The sequence below is a fragment of the Bacillus sp. J41TS8 genome (genome assembly GCF_018333035.1).
Classification (GTDB): Bacteria; Bacillota; Bacilli; order Bacillales; family Bacillaceae; genus Bacillus; species Bacillus paralicheniformis.
This window is the reverse complement of sequence record NZ_BORF01000004.1, coordinates 125,965-145,644: the sequence shown is the minus strand read 5'-3', so window position 1 is coordinate 145,644 and position 19,680 is coordinate 125,965. Positions and strand designations below refer to the sequence as shown.

Annotated in this window: 21 protein-coding genes; 10 read left to right on the top strand and 11 right to left on the bottom strand. The window is 46.8% G+C overall.

All coding sequences use genetic code 11. From position 1 onward, the window contains the following. Positions 1-8: 8 nt before the first annotated feature. From KI350_RS07695 to KI350_RS07660, 8 genes are all read right to left on the bottom strand, one after another. Positions 9-956: a phosphoglycerate dehydrogenase gene (locus tag KI350_RS07695; RefSeq protein ID WP_025810595.1), complete on the bottom strand. Its 948-nt coding sequence runs from the start codon at positions 954-956 to the stop codon at positions 9-11. A gap of 140 nt (positions 957-1,096) precedes the next feature. Then, a complete protein-coding gene (locus KI350_RS07690) occupies positions 1,097-1,960 on the bottom strand; it encodes a glycosyltransferase family 8 protein (protein WP_025810594.1) in 864 nt (287 codons plus the stop codon). A gap of 83 nt (positions 1,961-2,043) precedes the next feature. After that, positions 2,044-2,784 carry a YwaF family protein gene (locus KI350_RS07685; protein ID WP_065644433.1) on the bottom strand — a complete coding sequence of 247 codons (741 nt, stop codon included), beginning with the start codon at positions 2,782-2,784 and terminating at the stop codon, positions 2,044-2,046. A gap of 107 nt (positions 2,785-2,891) precedes the next feature. Next, complete coding sequence (locus tag KI350_RS07680; protein ID WP_065644432.1) at positions 2,892-4,223, bottom strand: MFS transporter; 1,332 nt, start codon at positions 4,221-4,223, stop codon at positions 2,892-2,894. A 61-nt stretch (positions 4,224-4,284) separates the two neighbouring features. Then, on the bottom strand, positions 4,285-5,433 hold the full coding sequence (gene dgoD / locus KI350_RS07675; protein WP_212930463.1) for a galactonate dehydratase: 1,149 nt from the start codon (positions 5,431-5,433) through the stop codon (positions 4,285-4,287). Next, positions 5,430-6,074: a bifunctional 4-hydroxy-2-oxoglutarate aldolase/2-dehydro-3-deoxy-phosphogluconate aldolase gene (locus KI350_RS07670; protein ID WP_065644430.1), complete on the bottom strand. Its 645-nt coding sequence runs from the start codon at positions 6,072-6,074 to the stop codon at positions 5,430-5,432. The genes dgoD and KI350_RS07670 overlap by 4 nt, the downstream gene beginning before the upstream one ends. A 27-nt stretch (positions 6,075-6,101) precedes the next feature. Beyond that, a complete protein-coding gene (locus KI350_RS07665) occupies positions 6,102-7,055 on the bottom strand; it encodes a sugar kinase (RefSeq protein ID WP_065644429.1) in 954 nt (317 codons plus the stop codon). After that, positions 7,055-7,831: an IclR family transcriptional regulator gene (locus tag KI350_RS07660; RefSeq protein ID WP_065644428.1), complete on the bottom strand. Its 777-nt coding sequence runs from the start codon at positions 7,829-7,831 to the stop codon at positions 7,055-7,057. The genes KI350_RS07665 and KI350_RS07660 overlap by 1 nt, the downstream gene beginning before the upstream one ends. A 229-nt stretch (positions 7,832-8,060) precedes the next feature. Between KI350_RS07660 and KI350_RS07655 the strand changes: the two genes are divergently transcribed. Continuing rightward, positions 8,061-9,410, top strand: a complete 1,350-nt coding sequence (locus KI350_RS07655; protein ID WP_025810590.1) for a M28 family peptidase — start codon at positions 8,061-8,063, stop codon at positions 9,408-9,410. A 54-nt stretch (positions 9,411-9,464) separates the two neighbouring features. Here KI350_RS07655 and KI350_RS07650 read toward each other — a convergent pair whose 3' ends face one another. Together KI350_RS07650 and KI350_RS07645 are read right to left on the bottom strand one after the other, a co-directional pair. Then, positions 9,465-10,826: an MFS transporter gene (locus tag KI350_RS07650; RefSeq protein ID WP_023856964.1), complete on the bottom strand. Its 1,362-nt coding sequence runs from the start codon at positions 10,824-10,826 to the stop codon at positions 9,465-9,467. Beyond that, positions 10,827-11,012 carry a hypothetical protein gene (locus KI350_RS07645; RefSeq protein WP_023856963.1) on the bottom strand — a complete coding sequence of 62 codons (186 nt, stop codon included), beginning with the start codon at positions 11,010-11,012 and terminating at the stop codon, positions 10,827-10,829. 133 nt (positions 11,013-11,145) lie between these two features. On the opposite strand from KI350_RS07645, the gene KI350_RS07640 reads away from it, so the two are divergent. Then, entirely contained in the window at positions 11,146-11,460 is a 315-nt protein-coding gene (locus tag KI350_RS07640; protein ID WP_039073066.1) for a Ger(x)C family spore germination C-terminal domain-containing protein, read from the top strand. Here KI350_RS07640 and ywaC read toward each other — a convergent pair. Continuing rightward, positions 11,454-12,092 (bottom strand): GTP pyrophosphokinase YwaC, encoded by a 639-nt coding sequence (ywaC, locus tag KI350_RS07635; protein WP_031305127.1) that lies wholly within the window; start codon positions 12,090-12,092, stop codon positions 11,454-11,456. The two genes, KI350_RS07640 and ywaC, sit on opposite strands and share 7 nt — an antisense overlap. 213 nt (positions 12,093-12,305) lie before the next feature. Here ywaC and KI350_RS07630 point away from each other — a divergent pair, with 213 nt between their 5' ends. The 8 genes from KI350_RS07630 (at position 12,306) to KI350_RS07595 (ending at position 19,639) form a co-directional block, all read left to right on the top strand. After that, a complete protein-coding gene (locus KI350_RS07630; protein ID WP_016885663.1) occupies positions 12,306-12,389 on the top strand; it encodes a YjcZ family sporulation protein in 84 nt (27 codons plus the stop codon). A gap of 243 nt (positions 12,390-12,632) precedes the next feature. Beyond that, the gene (locus KI350_RS07625; protein WP_023856959.1) at positions 12,633-12,782 is read left to right on the top strand and encodes a teichoic acid D-Ala incorporation-associated protein DltX; all 150 of its coding nucleotides are present in this window, start codon (positions 12,633-12,635) and stop codon (positions 12,780-12,782) included. A gap of 14 nt (positions 12,783-12,796) precedes the next feature. Further along, the gene (gene dltA / locus KI350_RS07620) at positions 12,797-14,305 is read left to right on the top strand and encodes a D-alanine--poly(phosphoribitol) ligase subunit DltA (RefSeq protein WP_023856958.1); all 1,509 of its coding nucleotides are present in this window, start codon (positions 12,797-12,799) and stop codon (positions 14,303-14,305) included. Then, positions 14,302-15,459 (top strand): D-alanyl-lipoteichoic acid biosynthesis protein DltB, encoded by a 1,158-nt coding sequence (gene dltB / locus KI350_RS07615; RefSeq protein WP_023856957.1) that lies wholly within the window; start codon positions 14,302-14,304, stop codon positions 15,457-15,459. Before dltA ends, dltB begins: the two co-directional genes overlap by 4 nt. Positions 15,460-15,474: 15 nt before the next feature. Further along, a complete protein-coding gene (gene dltC, locus KI350_RS07610) occupies positions 15,475-15,711 on the top strand; it encodes a D-alanine--poly(phosphoribitol) ligase subunit 2 (RefSeq protein WP_003186284.1) in 237 nt (78 codons plus the stop codon). Next, a complete protein-coding gene (gene dltD / locus KI350_RS07605; protein WP_025810589.1) occupies positions 15,711-16,880 on the top strand; it encodes a D-alanyl-lipoteichoic acid biosynthesis protein DltD in 1,170 nt (389 codons plus the stop codon). Before dltC ends, dltD begins: the two co-directional genes overlap by 1 nt. Positions 16,881-17,051: 171 nt before the next feature. Next, positions 17,052-18,143 carry a branched-chain amino acid aminotransferase gene (locus tag KI350_RS07600; RefSeq protein WP_020453399.1) on the top strand — a complete coding sequence of 364 codons (1,092 nt, stop codon included), beginning with the start codon at positions 17,052-17,054 and terminating at the stop codon, positions 18,141-18,143. A gap of 233 nt (positions 18,144-18,376) precedes the next feature. Then, positions 18,377-19,639: an MFS transporter gene (locus tag KI350_RS07595; RefSeq protein ID WP_020453400.1), complete on the top strand. Its 1,263-nt coding sequence runs from the start codon at positions 18,377-18,379 to the stop codon at positions 19,637-19,639. Positions 19,640-19,680: the final 41 nt, after the last annotated feature.

Sequence of the window (19,680 nt, the reverse complement as noted above, 5' to 3'; positions counted from 1 at the left end):
TCCGGTCTTTATGAAACGCGGAAAGCCGGCGGCTGGTTTTCGATAAACCTTTTGATGTTTTGATATGTCACCTCTTCGATGCGCCTGATGCTCTCATACGTAGCGCCACCAATATGCGCCGTGCATATGACATTGCCGAGACTAGTGATCCGGGCGGCCGGCGGTTCGGTTTCAAAGACGTCCAATGCTGCACCTCTGATCTGTTTTTGTTCAAGCGCTTGAATGAGCGCGCTTTCGTCTACCACTTCTCCGCGGGCAATGTTGACCAGGTACGCGGTTTTCTTCATTTTTGCCAGCTTTTCTTGATTGATCAAATGATAGGTGGCAGGTCTTAATGACGTGCTGATACACATAAAGTCAGATTTTGCCAGGAGATCGTCAAGCTCTGCAAACCGTACATTCAGCCGTTTGGCTGCATTGTAGTCTTTGTATGTGCCGTACGCCAAAACGTTCATATGAAACCCGGAAGCCCGTCTTGCAACCTTTTTGCCAATTTCCCCAAAACCGATAAGCCCCAGCGTTTTTCCATCGAGCTCATAGCCCATCTCGGATTGCCACAAACCGGCTTTGACTGCGGCGTTTGACTGCGGGATCGAACGGGCGCCAGACAGCAGAAGGCCGAATGCCAAATCGGCGACTGCCGAGGCGTTTTGGCCGGGTGCATTCGTGACGAGGATTCCTTTTTCGCTTGCATATTCTACATCAATATTGTCGATTCCCGCACCGAATTTCATGATATATCTTAGTTCCGGGGCAGCGTCGATCAGCTCCCGGTCCACTTTTTCAACGCCGGCGATATAAATATGAACATCCTTGATATGAGTCAGTAAATCCTGTCTCGTCAACCGATTGGAATCCAAAAATGCAAATTCGGCGCCGAGCCGTTCGACCCTTTCCTTCAACAGCGGCGCTGCGCGGTAAAACAGTCCGTTAAGTGTCAACAGCACTTTAACCAAAAGCGCTCCTCCATTCGTAAAAAATTTTTGCAGCCAAGAAAAATGCTTGTTTCCAAAAGGAAACAAGCGAATATGGGGATACGTCAGGGTTTGTTGTCATTATATCGATTCATCCTGCGATTTAAAATGAGATTGGCATGTTAGCTGACATGGTTTTTAGACAATTTGGCCGGCTGGTTAAAGGCTGTGGACTGCAAATACTTAAAATATTGACGGGCGTACGGGTGTGAGGTGTTTGAATTCCAAGGCTTGTTTCCGCCGCAGAAATGAACGATTGCCGGGTTTGCCCTTGTTTCCATATAGCGCTTTTGATCGATGAGGGAAGCCGGCGTTTTTTCTCTTAAAATAATGTGTGTTTGGGCGTTCCACCTCGGATGAAGTTCGAGCCACTGATCATAAAGAATCGCATTCAACGCGTCTTGGTCATGAAACATAAACATGTCTTCATCGTTGTTATTGATGAAGTCGATGACTTTTTTCGAAATGTTGTTTTTTCTCCAGGCTTCCATATCGATGATCATGATACCTGAGTTAAAATATTTTGCTTCGTCGCTGATGTTCATCTTTTTCAGCCGTTCATGCTGGCCTGCATCTTCTACTGCCGCTGCGAAATAAGGTGAAATGTCCTTGTCCCACAACTTCGATATATCCTCTAACACTAAGGCGTCGCAATCGACATAGATCATTCGTTTGACGGAATCGTCATCAATCAGATCGGGGATGGAAATCCGATAGTATGCCGCTTTTGTAATATGGCTGCTTTCGACCGCACGGTCATACTGGCTTTTTTCTACATTCAGAAATGTAATGGGGGCTCCGAATTGAAGGGTCGTCTCTTCCAGACGCTTTTTATTTTCCGGTTCAATCCCTCCGTCGATGACATACAGTTTCACATCGCGCGTCTGATCCATATTCGTCAGCAATGATGCGAACATCACGCTTAAATGCTGTGCGTAGTTATTGTCTGTACATGAAATAATATGCATGGTTCGGTCGCTTTTCATATGTCTTCCATCTCCTTTTCTTTTTTTGTTCTATTCCCTTTTTTCAAAAGATAAACACCGTCGATAGGCCGAAAAAAAAAGGATCATGCAAGATCCTTTTTGTCTTTCACCTTCCCGGCGATCCAAAACGGCAGATAGAGAAGATAGAAGAAGACGATCGTGACCGCTTCCGCTGATAAAAGATACCATGGCCACGGCCCGAGCACGTCTAACAGCGAAGCTCCGCCGCCCGGCTTTTTCATCATGTACATATAGTTCGACTTCAGCAAACGGTTGATTAAAAAGATGAATGCCCCATAAATATTGACGAGAAGAAACGTGACCCAGAGAGAACGCACGGTCGGCTTATACTTTTCGGCTGCAATCATCAGAAGGCAGGCCAGTACGACGATTCCGTGGGAAATGAAAAATTCAAAAAAGCGGAAATGAGGAAAGCCGTACCTTCCCAAGTCAGGCGTCAGAATCGCTTGCAAAGCGCTTCCCAAACCGGCAAAATAAAGAAATTTAAACAAGTTGAGGTTTTTCGTCAGTAACAGGATGATGACAAGGTAAACCGAAAGGTCGCTGAGGTGAAGCGGCAAACAATAGCGCGGCGTCCAGGAATTCACATAGATGAACCAGGAGTGGTAGCTGATTTCAGAAATGACTAAAACCGCCACAAAGACATAGCGCAGCATCCGGTTCCACCGCGGTTTTTGCAGCGTCTTGCGAAAGACGAACAAACAAACACCAAGCGCTGCAAGCACCAGCAAAGTCAGAATATGAGATGTTGAAAACAGTTGAAACGAGCCGAGCTGATAATCTTTTTGAAAATATGTCTTCATCGTGAACACCCGTCCATTAAAATATTTTAGAGTTATTTTGCGGCAAATCACGGCGGTTATTCGTTTCAAACAAAAAAGGCCGCCGGGCATCCGGCCGCCAAGAACATTCACATGGATACAGAATCGTTTTTCTTTTCGTCATCATTTATCTGAATCCGTTCAACCTTTCCGACAAGAAAGATGTAGGAAAGGGCTCCCAGAAGGGCAAGGGTGCCGATAAAAACGAGGGCGGGCGCAAAGCTTGCGCCGTTAGCGAGAAAGCCGATGACAATCGGAACGATAACGGAAGCGAGGCTGCCGACAAAATTAAATACTCCGCCGGTCAGTCCGATCAAATGCTTAGGCGCTAAAGACGATACAAGCACCCATGTAATGGAGGCCAGACCGTTTCCAAAAAAGGCAAGCGTCATAAATAAAATGATCAGTGATGTCTGATCGACATAATTGGCACCGATAATGGAAATAGACAGGATCAATCCGGTAATAATCGGTGTTTTGCGGGCAACCCCGGCCGATACGCCTCTTTTGATTAGAAAGTCGGACAGGAAGCCGGACAACAAAACACCGATGAATGCCGCAAGAAACGGAAGCGAGGCGAGAAAACCGGATTGGAGAAAATCAAGGCCTCTATATTTGACAAGGTATGTCGGAAACCACGTCAGAAAAAACCATAAAGTTGAATTAACGGCGAACTGTCCAATATATATGCCCCACAGCTTGCGATGAGCTGTCACTTGTTTGAAATGCTTCCAATTAAATGCCGTTTTTTCCTTTTCGGAAGTCCGGCCGCGGCGGACGATACCCCCGCCTTTTTCTATATGATCCAGTTCAGCTTTGTTTACCTTTGGATGACGGTCGGGATCTCGGTAAAAAACATACCAGATCAGGCCCCAGATGATGCCGATCACCCCCGTTACGATGAACAGGCCGCGCCAGCCGACGACATGCTGGATGCTGCTGAGCGCCGGCGTCAAAAACGCAAGGCCGGCAAATTGCCCCGACGTATAAAACGCAATGGCTGAAGCCCTTTCCTGTTCAGGGAACCATGAAGTCACCACCCGGTTATTGGTCGGAAAAGCCGGCGCTTCAAACGCCCCGGTCGCAAGACGCAAGCCGAATAGAGAACCGAAGCCGCGGACAAACCCCTGAAGCAATGTTGCGAGCGACCATGTAACCAAGGTAAAACCGTAGACAAGCCTCGGGCCAAACCGGTCGACAAGCCCGCCTCCCGGTATTTGCAGGGCACAGTATGCCCAGCCGAAAGCTGAAAAAATCAAACCCAGTTGAACGGCAGACAAGTTTAAATCGTCTCCGATTGCAGAAGCCGCGACGGAGATATTGCTTCGATCCATATAATTGATCACGACACATACAAAAATAAACAGCAGTACCCGCACTCTAACCTTTGTCGGCTTCTCTTTTAAAGTTGTTTGTTTCATGCCAGGCCCTCTCCTTTTATTTGATTGTAATGACGGACACCTTTTGAAAACGGTATCATTTTTACCATTCAGCTATGCTTCCGTCCTTGTGCCGCCATACCGGATTGCGCCAGTTATGCCCGATATCAGCCATTTTTCGGACGTGATCTTCATTGATGTCAACCCCAAGGCCGGGTCCATCCGGAATCCGGACATAGCCGTCTTCATAGAAAAACACCTTTTGATCCACTATATAATCAAGCAAATCCGTGCCTTTGTTGTAATGAATCCCTAAGCTTTGTTCCTGAATAAATGCATTGTGGCACGTTGCATCAACCTGAAGGCATGCCGCCAGAGCGATCGGGCCCAGCGGACAGTGAGGGGCGGCGGCGACATCAAATGCTTCCGCCATCGACAGGATCTTTTTGCATTCGGTAATTCCGCCGGCGTGTGACAAGTCAGGCTGAATAATATCGACATAGCCGTCCGTCAGCAGATTTTTAAACTGCCACTTTGAAAACATTCGTTCTCCGGTCGCAATCGGAATTGAGACGAGGCTGGCGATTTCGCGGAGCGCCTCGTTGTTTTCCGGCAGAACAGGCTCTTCTATAAACATCGGATGAAACGGTTCAAGCTCTTTTGCCAAAATCTTCGCCATCGGCTTGTGCACCCTGCCGTGAAAGTCGATGCCGATTCCAATGTACGGGCCGACAGCTTCTCTGACAGCTGATATTCTTTCAATCACCTGATCGATTTTTTCATGTGAATCGATGTATTGCAGCTCTTCCGTGCCATTCATTTTGACGGCTGTAAAGCCTTGGTCAACCACCTGCTTGGCAGCGAGGCCGACGTCTTGAGGCCTGTCTCCGCCAATCCATGAATAGACCTTGATCGATTCCCTGCTCTTCCCTCCGAGCAGCTGATGCACGGGCGCATTGTAAAACTTGCCCTTAATGTCCCAAAGCGCTTGATCGATGCCTGCAATCGCGCTCATCAGAATGGGTCCGCCCCGATAAAATCCGCCTCTGTACATGACATTCCAGTGGTCTTCAATGTTCATCGGGTCTTTGCCGATTAAATATTCCATTAATTCGCCGACAGCCGCCTTAACTGTCGCCGCCTTCCCCTCAATTACCGGCTCTCCCCATCCTGTAATGCCTTCATCCGTTTCGATTTTTAAGAAAAGCCAGCGCGGCGGAATTTGGAAACACTCGAATCCCGTTATTTTCATCTCTGATCTCCCCTTTTTTGTTTTGCTGCTTCAACAAATTGCTTTGCTTTTTTGGACAGCTTTTCTAAAAACGCGTCATTCACATCTTGATGAGCCCTGACAAGTGAACCGCCGATTCCAGCACCGACCGCACCGGCCTGTAAAAACTCGTGAAGGTTTTCCAATCCGACTCCTCCCGTCGGAAGCAGCGGAATATGCGGAAGCGGTCCGTGGATATCTTTGATATAGCCAGGCCCCATCGTTCCGGGGAATACTTTGATGATGTCTCCCCCGCTTTCATACGCCGTCAATATTTCCGTCGGGGTAAAGGCGCCCGGAATGCTGACCGCTCCATATCGCTTTGTCAGCTTGATCGTCTCTTCATGAACAGTTGGCGACAGGATAAACCGCGCGCCGGCTAAAAGCGCCGCTCTCGCAGATTCGGGATCAAGAACGGTTCCCGCTCCGACAAGCATTTCGTCTCCAACATGTGCTGAAACCGCTTCAATCGCTTTGATCGCTTGAGGGGAATTGAGCGTAATTTCCACAAGCCTGATGCCGCCCGCTTTTAAGGCGCCGGCAATGCTCACTGCCTCCTCCGGATTGTATCCGCGGATGATCGCTATCACTTTTTGTTCTTTGATTTGTGACAATACATGCATTTCTGCCACCCTTTCTTTACGGTTTTTTTATCGGCTGACATCTTCTTCATCAGATTGTTCCATAAACGCAAATAGTGAATCGCGGTCAGGCAGCCCTTCAATATCACCGTTTACCGCAGCTACCATGGCGCCGACGGCACAGCCGCGTTTGACAGCTTCAGAAAGCGGAATAGAATCAATCAAACCCGATAATACGCCGGCTGCAAAGCCGTCTCCGGCACCCACGGGGTCCGCTGCAGTCTGAATCTGATAGCCTTCCGCATAGCCGTTTTCATTCCCGCCGGAATAATAGGCGCCTTTTGCACCAAGCTTGACGATGGCGGTTTCAGCCCCCAGCCCGAGGATGGCTTCCGCTATTTTTTTCTCATCAGCGGTGCCGAACAAAAAACGCCCTTCGCTCAACCCCGGAAGCACGATATCAGACTGTTTGATCAAATCAAACATCGTCTGCCGCGCCCGCTCTCCGTCCCAGAGCTTTTTTCGAAAATTCGGATCAAATACAACGCATTTATTGTGCTTTTTGGCGAGCTCCACAGCATAAAACACCGCATCTGAAGCGCTTTCACTTAAAGCCGGGGTAATTCCCGTAATGTATAAAAACCCCGCTTTCTCAATGTATGGCTCAGCAATATCGCTTTTTTTCAAAAAACTCGCCGCTGAAAGCGTCCTGTAATAGAAGACATTGACTTTGGCCGCGCTTTTCCTTTCTTTAAAAAACAAACCGGTCGGCGCCGCGTCATCGAGCTTCACCTGGCTGACATCGACGCCTTCTCCTCTGACAGAAGAAAGAATCATCGCCCCGAACTCGTCTTTTCCAAGCCGGGTAATCCAGCCGGCTTTTTTACCGAGCTTCGAAAGCCCGATCAGCGTGTTGGTTTCTGCGCCCGCTATTCTCACCTGATAGTTTCTTGCGTATCTGAGAGGGCCGTCTTCATTCGGAGTGAACAGCGCCATTGTCTCTCCTATGCTAATAACATCCATCAGAACTCTCCCCTTTGCTCAAGCGGCTTTTTAAATCCGCCAATGCTTTCTGTAATTTTTCCGGCTGTGTGAAGCAGCTGCTCAACGATAACGGCCTTTCTTGCGAGCATGCGCTCCTTTGGCCCGGCGGTGCTGATCGCCGCCTTCATCACGCCATCCGGACCATAGACAGGCGCCGCCAGACAAAACAAACCTTCTTCATTTTCTTCATTGTCAACGGCATATCCCTGTTCCAAAAATGTCTGCAGCTGCTTTTCCAGCTCATCTCTGGCAGTGATGGTGTGCCCGGTAAAGCGGATGAATTCCATGCGGTCGAGCAGCCCTTCCCTTTTATCCTCCGGCATGAATGCCAAAAATGCCTTGCCAAGCCCGGTACAATAAAGCGGTTTGCGCGAACCGGGCTGTGCGGTTGTTCTGATTGACCTGTTGTTATCGATTTTTGCGATGTAGACGAGCTGATCATCGGATAGAACGGCCATAAACACCGTCTCCTGAACCCCGTCCATCAGCTGTTTTAAAAATGGAACACCCTGCGACGAAATGTCGATCGACTCCATGGCAGCGGTTCCAACTTGAATCAGTTTTGCCCCCAGCCTGTAACGCTTGATAGCATCCTGCTGAAGGTAGCCTTCATCCAAAAGTGTAGCGGCCAAATTGAATGTACTGCTCTGCGGCAGCGACAATTCTTTGCTGATCTCCTTTACGGTTAATCCATCCGGATGATTTGACAGCAATTCAAATATACGTACAACACGTACCGCGGATTTTACTGACATGACACCCTCCAACATTCACATATGTGATTCAAAATCAGGATCCTGATAATTCGGACGTATTCTAAACAGAAAGAATGCTCACGTCAACCATCCTATTAAACAAAAAAACTTTTTTATCAAACTTCAAATTACTGGTCTATCGAATCATTTATCAGATGCATGCAGGATTCACCCGCTCAGCTGCGAATATCTCTTCTCAGGAAAACAAGACCATCAAGGAGGTTTATGTATGAAGAGAAAAATGATGATGATCGGATTGGCGCTATCCGTAATAGCAGGCGGCGTGTTCGCCGATGGAACGGGAAATGCTGTTCAAGCGGCGCCTCAGGAAACAGCCATCGCAAAAGATGTCGAAAAATTCAGCAAAAAATTCAACGAAAATCGCGCCTATCAAACGATTTACCATTTAAGCGAAACAATCGGACCGCGTGTGACAGGCACGGCGGAAGAAAAAAAGAGCGCCGCTTTCATCGCCTCACAGATGAAAAAATCAAATCTGAAAGTGACCACACAAACCTTCAGCATACCTGATCGGCTGGAAGGAACGCTTACCGTTCAGGGAAATAACGTGCCTTCGCGGCCTGCCGCCGGCTCCGCCCCGACAACAGCAGAAGGCCTGGCAGCTCCTCTCTATGATGCCGGCCTCGGCCTGCCCGGCGACTTCACCGAGGAAGCGAGAGGCAAAATCGCCGTCATTTTAAGAGGCGAGCTGACATTCTATGAAAAAGCAAAAAACGCTGCTGACGCAGGCGCAAGCGGAGTGATCATTTATAATAACGTCGACGGCCTCGTCCCTCTGACTCCGAATCTCAGCGGTAATAAAGTCGATGTTCCGGTAGTCGGCGTCAAAAAGGAAGACGGAGAAAAGCTGCTTTCTGAACAAGAAGCGATCTTGAAGCTGAAGGCTCATAAAAATCAAACATCGCAAAACGTGATCGGCGTCCGCAAAGCAAAAGGTGTCAAAAATCCGGACATCGTGTATGTGACTTCGCATTATGACAGCGTCCCTTATGCTCCCGGAGCCAATGACAATGCCTCCGGCACTTCAGTCGTCCTTGAACTGGCCCGGATCATGAAGACGGTTCCAGCCGACAAAGAAATTCGCTTTATTACATTCGGTGCCGAAGAAATCGGTCTCCTCGGATCGCGCCATTATGTCAGCACCTTGTCAGAGCGGGAAGTCAAACAGAGCGTTGCCAACTTTAACTTAGATATGGTGGCGACAAGCTGGGAAAATGCTTCACAGCTGTACATCAATACACCCGACGGTTCGGCAAACCTCGTCTGGGAGCTAAGTAAAGCCGCTTCTTTAAGCCTTGGGAAAGACGTATTATTTTTACATCAAGGCGGTTCATCCGACCATGTCCCATTCCATGAAGCCGGCATCGACTCGGCCAACTTCATTTGGAGAGAGCCGGGAACAGGTGCATTGGAGCCTTGGTACCACACTCCTTACGACACGATTGAACACATCAGCAAAGACAGGCTGAAAACAGCCGGTCAAATCTCGGGAACAGCCGTGTATAACCTGAGCAAAAAAGAAAACAGAAAACCGTCTTACAGCTCAGTCGCCCAATAATATTAAAAAGGAGCAGATCGAATTGATCTGCTCTTTTTTTTATACCGCTTCTTTTCAATCCTTCATCAGCTTAATAAACCGGAAGCTCATCAAAACGCTGCCGATGGCAACCACAATCATGACCACCCCCAGATCCTGAAAATGACCCGCGGTTATTTCTTCTCCAAACAACAGACCCAGAATGACGGACGAAAAGATCGAGCCAAGATAGCGGCATGTTTGGAAGAGCCCCGAAGTGGTCCCGACGATGTCCGGCGGACTTGCCGTAAACATGGCAGCCTGCAGGGCGACATTGCCGAGTCCGTAGCTGACCCCCAGCAAAGAGAGGATAATGCCTTTCCACAACATCGGTGCATCGACAAAAAACAATGTAAGCAGGATGGCGCCGGCCGCCATTATGCAAGAACCAATGAAAACAGGCTGCGTTTCACCTGAACGGTCAATCCATCTCCCGACGAAAGGTGAAATCAATACGCTCGTCCCGGACATGAACAGCATCAAAAGACCGCTCGCTTGAACGGAAAGGTGCATTTCATCCTGAAAATAACTCGGAAGTCCAAAAAACAAACAGTAGTTAAAGATGTTCAGCATAATAAATTGAGCATAGACCGAAGTTAGCGTCCTGCGCGCGATCAACAGTCTGATATCAATAAACGGGCTGCTCACTCTCAGCTCCCACCAAACAAACATCAAAAGCAAGACAAGCCCGAACATCCCCTCGGCAAAACGGGGCTCGCCCGTGCTCAATGAGAGCAGGAATGCCAGCAGGAGAACGATTCCGCCCGCAAACAGAAGAATCCCGGTCAGATCAAGCCGCTTGATGACGGCGCGGACATTTAAGCCGGCTTTTTTCTCATCTTTCGGAAACATGTACATCCCCAGCAAAAAGCTGAACAAAATAAATGGAAAGTTCACAAGGAAAATGGCGGGCCATCCCCCGAGAACGATTAAAAATCCCCCCACAGTCGGTCCAAAAGCGGTCATAGCCGAAGAAAAAATGGACAGCACACTTAGTGCCGACGCCCGCTTTTCATGAATGTGGCTTCTGATCAGGCCCACTCCCGAAGGATAAATGGCGCCGCTCCCAATCGATTGAAACAAACGCATGATCAGCAAGACGGAAAAAGCCGGTGCGAGAGGAGCGCCGATTGCCGATACGGCAACGAGAACAAGCCCTGACAAAAACATCTTTTTCCGACCGATTAAATCGCCGATTTTTCCCGTGACAGGCTGCGCGACCGCACTGGCTAAATAAAAAGATGAAATCAGCCACGATACGGTTGCAAATGAAAGATGAAACTCATGCTGGATGCTGTGCAGCGCCAAAGAAATCATTGAAGAATTGAGCGGATTCAGCATCGTCCCTGATGCAACGGCTGTTAAAAACAGGGCGCGGTTCTTTTTCAATCCGGCCATTTACTTAGGGTAAAGCAGCCTTTCGCCAGCTCCGTCCGCTTTACCTTCCGCACCCGCATCACGGTCGAAAGCATTGCCGACGGTCCCGTATAAAGCAGCATCAAGCCGTTGCGACTCCCGGTTCATCATCGCTGCCGCTCCGTTTTGCAAACCGCATTCCGCAAGTTTTTCAATATCCGATTTCATTTTTAGACCTCCTCGTGCTCTTATCATTTTCTTGTTTTCTTTTTTCGATTCATGACAGTCATAACCTTTGATACAAAGGAGCGTTCTTCCTCTTTTCTTTTAGTTGAAAAACATATTTGACGAAGCTGGCATAGTGAAAAGTTCACAAAAGAAGAGCGCGAAGGCATCGCCGGGCCATGATTTCCAAAACAAAAAGCGGAAAGAAGTCGAGCGTCTTGCCGGAGATCAGGTGAAAGTGTGGATGAAGAGCGCGCTCGGCAAACTGCAGGGTGAATACCGGACGGACGTCTTGAAATTCTGGAATCGAAAAGCGGAAGGGAAATGGGATGAGATTTTCACCGAATCCGATATTACATATGAGGTTGATATTCAAGGAGTGACAACTTCGGGTCAAGCGGCAGAAAAAAATAGCAGCCGGGCTAAAAAATGCCCGGCTGCTTTTTATTGATCCGCTTTTGTTCGAATATGAAGCATCTTTTCATCCAGATAGTTCGCGATGTCAGCCGCTTCTTTCAGCTCATCCGTGAGCTGGTTCGGCACTTCATTGTTCAATTTGTAGTAGATTTTATGTTCGAGGCTCGCCCAGAAATCCATCGCGATCGTCCTGATTTGAATCTCCACCTTGGCGTGCTCGACGCGGTTGGTCAAGTAAACAGGCACTTCTACAATCAGATGGAGGCTCCTGTATCCGTTCGGCTTCGGATTTTTAATGTAGTCTTTCATGTTTAAAATCTTGATGTCTTCGTGTTCCTTCAGCACTTCAACCATATTGTAAATATCGGATAAAAACGAGCAGACGATTCTGAGACCTGCGATATCATTGATGTGCTCCTTAGCGGCCTTTGTGGTAATATCGCAGCCCTTCCGCACAAGCTTGTTGATCAGGCTTTCAAAGCTTTTTACCCTTGATTTCGTATGCTCAATCGGGTTATGGCCATGGATTAAATTATATTCCTGGCTGATAATCGAAAATTTCGTATCCATTTGATCCAAGGCAAATTTATAGACAAGGAGTTCGTTCTTCCAGTCCTCCATCAGGTTTCTTAGATCTTCTATCTGGGCTTCAGGCAGTCCTATCATCTTATCTATCGCCATATCCATTATATTTTTCTCCTTATGACATCATATCGTTTTTTCAGTTAGTAGACGGGCACGTCCACGGTAAAGTTTCGACTTAAATCGCAAGATCAAAAAGTGGTCTGGTTGATCATTTTCCACTTTTATAAATTTATTTCCCTTTCAAAAGTCATAAAACATTCATATTCTGTATTACCACTTTTCGGAGGTGAGAATATGTCATACTCTAATAGCTTCGCTTTGATCGTTGTATTATTTATTTTGCTGATCATTGTGGGTTCCGCTTTTGTAAAGTATTAATTCCTTCACGCACTTCCGACAAACTGCAGGTTCATATCGAAAAGCGCTCCGCTTTTCATATGAGCCTGTTTTTTTGTGATTTAAAAAGAAGTTATTTCCACAATAACAAAAAATGTTTATAATAGGATAGGCTCTGAGCTGACAACGCTCAGAAATAAAACTCTCCCACAAATGAAACTTTTATACAACATTTTCGTCTTATACTGTTGTTAAGGCAATTCAATAACGGAAAGGAAAAGATCAATGTTAAATAAGCTAAAAATGTTGTATGAAAAAACAACAATGAAGTGGCTGCTCAACACTTCCTATTACTTTCTTATTCTCGTACTGCTGTTTTTAATTTACGGATTCCACACAGCAAATACAGGTTCATATATTTATAATGACTTTTAATGGAGAAAAAAACAATGAAACTGATAGAAACTATTAAAAAATACGCGCAAACACAACCCGATACCCTTGCTTTTGTGAATGAAGAAGAAAAGCTGACATACGGAGAGCTTTGGTCACAATCTGAGCGCCTTGCCGCGCGGATTCAAAGCGAAGCATTAACAGAGGCTTCTCCGATCATTGTCTACGGACATATGAAACCGGTCATGGCGGTTTCTTTCCTGGCTTGCGTGAAAGCCGGCCATCCGTACATTCCAGTTGACGTATCGATTCCGGCAGACCGGATTCTGAAAATCATCAACAGCTCAAAAGCCGAGCTTATACTCAATAACTCAGGCACTTCGGTTGACACGGGAGATGCCCTCATTTCCGTTGTGGAACCGGGCGTTCTTGAAGGAGACGGGGTGCCGGAGACAGATCCCGGACGCTGGGTTCACGGTGAAGATACCTTTTACATTATCTACACATCCGGAAGCACGGGAAATCCAAAAGGCGTGCAAATCTCAGCCGCCAATCTTCAGAGCTTCACAGATTGGATCACGAATGACTTTCCGGTGGAAAGCGGCCAAGTGTTCTTAAATCAAGCCCCGTTTTCCTTTGATTTATCGGTGATGGACCTTTATCCGTGCCTGCAGTCCGGAGGTACATTATGGACGGTTACGAAAGATATGATTAACCGGCCGAAACTGTTGTTTGAAGCGCTGAAACAATCCAACGTCAACGTCTGGACATCAACGCCTTCATTCGCACAAATGTGCTTGATGGATCCGTCTTATTCTGAAGAGCTGCTTCCTGAACTGAGCTTGTTTATGTTCTGCGGAGAAACGCTTCCCGCGTCAGTCGCCAGACAACTTAAAGAGAGATTTCCGAAGGCTCGTGTTTTTAACACATACGGCCCGACCGAAGCGACTGTTGCCGTCACTTCCATCGAAGTAACAGACGACGTATTAAACAAGTATTCTTCTCTTCCCGTCGGTTCTGAAAAGCCGGAAACCGAGATCGTGATCATCGATGAAGACGGAAAAGCCGTCCAAGAAGGGGAAAAAGGCGAGATCATTATTACCGGAGCCAGCGTCAGCAAAGGCTATTTAGGCGAAAAAGCGCTGACGGAAAAAGCGTTTTTCTCTTACAACGGCGCCCCTGCTTATCGCACCGGTGACGCAGGGTACAAAGAAAACGGCCAGCTGTTCTTCCTCGGAAGACTCGATTTCCAAATCAAACTGCATGGCTACCGGATTGAGCTTGAAGAGATCGAATACCAAATCAATCAGTCCCGATACGTGCAGTCGGCGGTCGTTATTCCATACTACCGCGAGGAGAAAATCGAGTATCTGATCGCCATGATCGTGCCTGCCGAACACGATTTCGAAAAGGAATACCAGTTAACCAGCGCGATTAAGAAAGATTTGGGCAGCAAGCTGCCTGCATATATGATTCCGAGAAAATTCATGTATCAAAAAGAGATTCCGATGACAGCAAACGGTAAAATTGACCGCAAGAGATTAAAAGAAGAGGTAACCGTATGACACCCTATGGTTCATTTCTTTTCTTCATCATATTAGGAATTTTACTGGCGCCGACCATCATTCTCGGACTGAACGGAAAAAGCTTCCGCTTATATAACATGGCGGTTTCCGTTCTGGTTCTGGCGCTTATTTTTTCAAACAGCCTGCACGGGCTGATCATGCTGTGCCTGTTTACGCTTTGGCAGATGGTTCTGATCAAAGGCTATATCGCTTACCGTCTCAAAGCGAACAGCGGCATCGTATTTTGTCTCGCTGCAGCAGCTTCTATCCTGCCTCTGGCACTGTCAAAGCTGCTGCCGTTTTTCGCCGTTGACAACTGGGCAACATTTCTCGGTATCTCGTATTTAACTTTTAAAGGGGTTCAGCTCATCATTGAAACCCGCGACGGTCTCATTAAAAAGCAGCTCCCAATCAGCAGACTGCTTTACTTTATTCTCTTTTTCCCGACCATCTCGTCAGGTCCGATCGACAGGTACCGCCGTTTTGAAAAAGACGATCAGACGGTATGGACGAAGGAGCAATACGAAGAACTGCTTTACAAAGGAATCAATAAAATCTTTCTCGGCTTTTTATATAAATTCATTATCGGCTATTGTATTAATACGTATGTCATTATGAAACTGCCGTTTTTGACTTCCGGCAGCATCTCGCATGGCTTGGCATACATGTATGCGTACAGCCTTTATCTGTTTTTTGATTTTGCCGGCTACACTGCTTTTGCGGTCGGCGTCAGCTATATCATGGGAATCAAATCCCCTGAAAACTTTAATAAGCCGTTCATCAGCCGCAATATTAAAGATTTCTGGAACCGCTGGCATATGTCGCTTTCATTCTGGTTCAGAGACTACGTGTTCATGCGCTTTGTCCTTTGGATGACGAAGAAAAAATGGATCACAAACCGGATGGCTGTTTCCAATATCGGATATGTGCTGCTGTTCCTTCTGATGGGTGTCTGGCACGGCCTTGCCCCTCAGTACATCGTCTACGGGCTGTATCACGCGCTGCTCATGGTCGGCTTTAACTTCTTTGAAAAATGGAATAAGAAATACAAGTGGTGGCCGAACAATAAGTGGACGACAGCCGTCTCAGTCGTGGTGACCTTCCACTTCGTATGTTTTGGATTTTTAATTTTCTCAGGGAAACTAATACACTAAAAGGAGATTTTCATAATGGATTTTAATCAAGAAGTACTTTCAGTTTTAGCAGAGGTATGTCAGGACGATATCGTAAAGGAAAATCCGGATATTGATATTTTCGAAGAGGGAATCCTCGATTCCTTCGGCACGGTGGAATTGCTGCTTGCATTCGAAAGCCACTTTAACATCACAGTGCCGATTACAGAGTTTGACCGGGATGCATGGAACACGCCAAATCAAATCATAAAGCAGCTGAATGAGTTGAGATAATGAAAAAGCGTTTTTTATTCGGGCCAATCATCTTGGCATTTTTACTTTTTTTCACCGCGATCTTGATTCCAAATGCATGGCTGGCAAAACTGGTTCCTAAAGATCGTGTCGAAACTTCAGCTACAGAAATAAACCCGATGATGTTCCAGGGTATGTATCTTCAAGGCAAAGCGCTTGAAGATCCGAAATATCTGCCGATTTACGGATCATCGGAATTGTCCCGGTTAGATGCCTTTCATCCGTCTAACTATTTTAAAGTAAACAACCAAGGGTTCACGCCTTACCTGGTCGGGAAAGGCGGTTCACAGTCCTTGATTCATGCAATCAACTTTGCGGCGCAGTCTGGTCAATTAAAGGGCAAGAAAATCGTTTTCATTATTTCTCCGCAGTGGTTTCAAAAAGACGGCTCGGACGAATCCCACTTTGCGCCGAACTTCTCGGCTTTGCAGGCATACGATCTTGTGTTCAATCAAAATGTCGATCCCGAGCTGAAGAAAAAAATCATCAAACGCATGCTTAAATTTCATGCAGTTACAAACGACGCTCTGCTTTCAGCCCTTTTTAAAGCCGAGCTCGATCAGGACAAAGTGGCGCTGTCCCTTCTGACGCCGCCGGCAAAAGCTTACCGGAGCATTCTGGAGAAAAAGGACATCTACTATTCCATGGTTGAAGGAAACGGACCGAAGCGGACCATTTCCCAGGATGTAAAAAACAAATCGTGGGATGAATTAAAGCAGATGGCCGAAAAGGTCGGCGCCAAAGAATCCCGCAACAATGAGTTTAAAATTTCAAACGGCGTTTATAAGAAATTGAAGCCGAAGCTGAAAAAGCTTAAAGGCCACAATAAAAAGATGAACTATGCCGAGTCAGTCGAGTTCCACGATTTCCATCTCATGATGGATGTTCTGAAAGAATCCGGCGCAGAACCGCTGTTCATCTCGGTTCCGGTCCACGGCAAGTTTTACGACTATACCGGCTTCCCTAAAAAAGGCCGGACAGATTTCTATAAAAAGATTAAAAAAGAAATCGAACAAGAAGGCTTTCAAGTTGCTGATTTAACGAATCATGAATATGATCCATACTTCTTGAAAGATACGCTCCACCTTGGCTGGAAAGGCTGGGTTTACGTCGATCAGGAGATCGAATCCTTTTATAAAAAGTCATCATAAAAAAGGATTCCCCCATGGGGAGTCCTTTTTTTGTCCGATTTAAATTTTTAAAGTTTCCAAAAATTCTATTTTACAAATTTCTCTGAAATCTATTGCGATTATCAAGAGAAGGTTTAAAATAGAAGATAAATATTTTTTGGAAAAAGACTAGAAACGGCAGGGAGAATGAATATGACAAAACAAACGATCAGCGTACAGCTCAGTACAGCAAAAAAGCAAAAGCCAGAGGCTGACCGGCTCGAATTCGGCCGGACCTTTACCGACCACATGTTTATCATGGACTATACGGCTGAAAACGGCTGGCACGATCCGAGAATCGTTCCTTATCAGCCGATTGAAATGGACCCGGCTGCAATGGTTTACCACTACGGGCAGTCCGTTTTTGAAGGGTTAAAAGCTTACTTATCAAGCGAAGGCAGTGTTCTTCTGTTCAGACCTGAAAAAAACGTCGAGAGGCTCAATAAATCCAACGACCGCCTCTGCATTCCGCGGGTTGATCCTGACACCGTTCTGGAAGGGCTGAAGCAGCTGGTTCAGATCGACAAAGAGTGGATTCCTCAAGCTGAGGGGACATCCCTTTATATCCGTCCGTTCATTATTTCAACGGAACCGTACCTCGGCGTCGCTCCGTCCAATATGTATAAAATGCTGATCATTTTATCGCCGGTTGGATCTTATTACAAAGAAGGCATCCACCCTGTGAAAATTGCCGTTGAAAGCGAATTTGTCCGTGCTGTGGCAGGCGGTACAGGCAATGCGAAAACGGCCGGCAACTACGCGGCGAGCCTGAAGGCTCAGGAAGTGGCGGAAAGCAAAGGCTTCTCGCAAGTACTTTGGCTTGACGGAGTAGAAAAGAAATACATTGAAGAAGTAGGCAGCATGAACATCTTCTTCAAAATCAGCGGTGAAATTGTCACTCCGGCTCTAAACGGAAGTATTTTGGAAGGCATTACGAGAAATTCCGTCATTCATCTATTAAAACAATGGGGACTTTCCGTAACCGAAAGGAAAATTTCAGTTGATGAACTGGTTCAGGCTCACAAAGATGGTCTGCTTGAAGAAGCGTTCGGCACCGGAACCGCCGCTGTCATTTCCCCGGTCGGCGAGCTGATCTGGAAAAACGAAAGCCTTGTGATCAACAGCGGACAAACAGGCGAAATCGCCAAAAGGCTCTACCAAACGATCACCGGTATTCAAAAAGGCGCTTTGCCTGACACATTCGGCTGGACAGTTGAAGTTGATAAAGTCAGCCAATCCTGCTAAGCGGTTTAAGCTCTCTTTTGCAAAAAAGAGGGCTTGCACCCTTATCGCGAAATGTACCGGCGGCAGGCTCTGTTTCCACACCGCTCGCCCCTCTTTTTCATTCCGCCTAGTCAATCCCCCGCACAAAACGATTCCATTTTATATATTTTATGTTAAAATTATCAATAACCACACCGGAAAGGAGAGATTATCCGTTCTCATGTAACATGCAAATCAAGAAAGGACGCTGAACAATGGATCAAACAAAATTGAGCGTCTGGGAAAAGAATTACACGTTCCTTTTCATCTCCAGGCTAATCAAAATCTCGGCTGACTGTTTTGCCTTCAACTCTATTTTATGGTTCTTAATTTTTGACGGAAAAGGTGCAATCGGCACCTCCCTGCTTCTTGCCGTCACTTTCCTCCCCGAAGCCTTTTTGGCGCCGGTTACAGGGCCTTTAGTCAAAAGAAGCGCCCTGAAATTCTGGATGTATTTTTCGGATTTAACAAGAGCAGCCGTCGTCATTACAATACCGATTTGCTACTTAAACGGCTTTTCACCGATGTGGTTTGTTTTAGGGCTCATGATCATCCATTCGGCAACTGGTGCGACTTATAACCCGGCGTCGATTACGCTGATTCCGCAGATCGTGAACGAAAATCTCATCCAAAAAGCCAACGCGATTCTCCAGTCTTCTTCAGAAATCATCAGGCTGGGAGCCGTTACATTGTGCGGTGTGCTGCTGACTTTTATCGGTCCTGCAACGACTTTGGTCTTTTCATTTATCTTTTATATCATATCGGGCCTATTCGTGCTTTGCATCAAATACACCATCATCCGGAATCAATCACAATCTAAGTCTCTTGCTCAAAGAGGTACATATTTTGCGAGATTAAAAAGAGGATTTACATTGGTGAAAAACCACAAAATATTATATCCGTTGGCGATTTACTGCATCTTCATGAACCTGGCGGCTTCACCCTGGGAAGCCCTTTCTGCGGTATATGTTGCAGAGGATTTAAACGGAACGCCGTTCATCCACTCGCTGCTGAAGGCTACGACGGCAGGAGGAGCATTTTTACTTGGTTTTATCCTTGCAAAAGTAAAAATCAACAGGTACGGACTCCTTTTCATCACGGCAGGCATTCTTGAAGGTGCGGCTTATTTTATCGCTGGACTGAATACTTTCCTGCCGCTCGTATTTCTCGCAGCCTTTGCATTCGGAGCAGCCATCAGTTCGATCAATGTCCCCGAATTCACGATTATCCAGACATCTGTCGAAGGGGATGACCAGCCTCAAGTGTTCGCAGTCATCCATATGATCACAAATCTATCGCTTCCTTTAGGAGCAATTGCCTGCGGGTATGCCGCAAAAACGCTTGGCGCGGGAAGCGTGATCGCAATCGGCGGCTTCATCGAAATCATTGCGGGCATCGGCATCCTCATATTCACTCAGCTTGCCAAAGCCCGGCAGTCAGATCTGGTCAAAGAAAAAGAAGCAAGCGCAAATATGTAGGCATGAATGGGACGGCCGCTGTTTCGCCGGGCCATTCGGAC

Coding starts and splice junctions, on each gene's coding strand:
- KI350_RS07680 (WP_065644432.1), bottom strand. CDS start 4,223: ATGAAACAAACAACTTTAAAAGAGAAGCCGACAAAGGTTAGAGTGCGG.
- KI350_RS07650 (WP_023856964.1), bottom strand. CDS start 10,826: ATGGCCGGATTGAAAAAGAACCGCGCCCTGTTTTTAACAGCCGTTGCA.
- KI350_RS07660 (WP_065644428.1), bottom strand. CDS start 7,831: ATGTCAGTAAAATCCGCGGTACGTGTTGTACGTATATTTGAATTGCTG.
- KI350_RS07625 (WP_023856959.1), top strand. CDS start 12,633: ATGTTAAATAAGCTAAAAATGTTGTATGAAAAAACAACAATGAAGTGG.
- ywaC (WP_031305127.1), bottom strand. CDS start 12,092: ATGATAGGACTGCCTGAAGCCCAGATAGAAGATCTAAGAAACCTGATG.
- dltB (WP_023856957.1), top strand. CDS start 14,302: ATGACACCCTATGGTTCATTTCTTTTCTTCATCATATTAGGAATTTTA.
- dltC (WP_003186284.1), top strand. CDS start 15,475: ATGGATTTTAATCAAGAAGTACTTTCAGTTTTAGCAGAGGTATGTCAG.
- KI350_RS07630 (WP_016885663.1), top strand. CDS start 12,306: ATGTCATACTCTAATAGCTTCGCTTTGATCGTTGTATTATTTATTTTG.
- dltD (WP_025810589.1), top strand. CDS start 15,711: ATGAAAAAGCGTTTTTTATTCGGGCCAATCATCTTGGCATTTTTACTT.
- KI350_RS07670 (WP_065644430.1), bottom strand. CDS start 6,074: ATGCATGTATTGTCACAAATCAAAGAACAAAAAGTGATAGCGATCATC.
- KI350_RS07655 (WP_025810590.1), top strand. CDS start 8,061: ATGAAGAGAAAAATGATGATGATCGGATTGGCGCTATCCGTAATAGCA.
- dgoD (WP_212930463.1), bottom strand. CDS start 5,433: ATGAAAATAACGGGATTCGAGTGTTTCCAAATTCCGCCGCGCTGGCTT.
- dltA (WP_023856958.1), top strand. CDS start 12,797: ATGAAACTGATAGAAACTATTAAAAAATACGCGCAAACACAACCCGAT.
- KI350_RS07595 (WP_020453400.1), top strand. CDS start 18,377: ATGGATCAAACAAAATTGAGCGTCTGGGAAAAGAATTACACGTTCCTT.
- KI350_RS07690 (WP_025810594.1), bottom strand. CDS start 1,960: ATGAAAAGCGACCGAACCATGCATATTATTTCATGTACAGACAATAAC.
- KI350_RS07685 (WP_065644433.1), bottom strand. CDS start 2,784: ATGAAGACATATTTTCAAAAAGATTATCAGCTCGGCTCGTTTCAACTG.
- KI350_RS07645 (WP_023856963.1), bottom strand. CDS start 11,012: ATGAAATCGGATATTGAAAAACTTGCGGAATGCGGTTTGCAAAACGGA.
- KI350_RS07600 (WP_020453399.1), top strand. CDS start 17,052: ATGACAAAACAAACGATCAGCGTACAGCTCAGTACAGCAAAAAAGCAA.
- KI350_RS07665 (WP_065644429.1), bottom strand. CDS start 7,055: ATGGATGTTATTAGCATAGGAGAGACAATGGCGCTGTTCACTCCGAAT.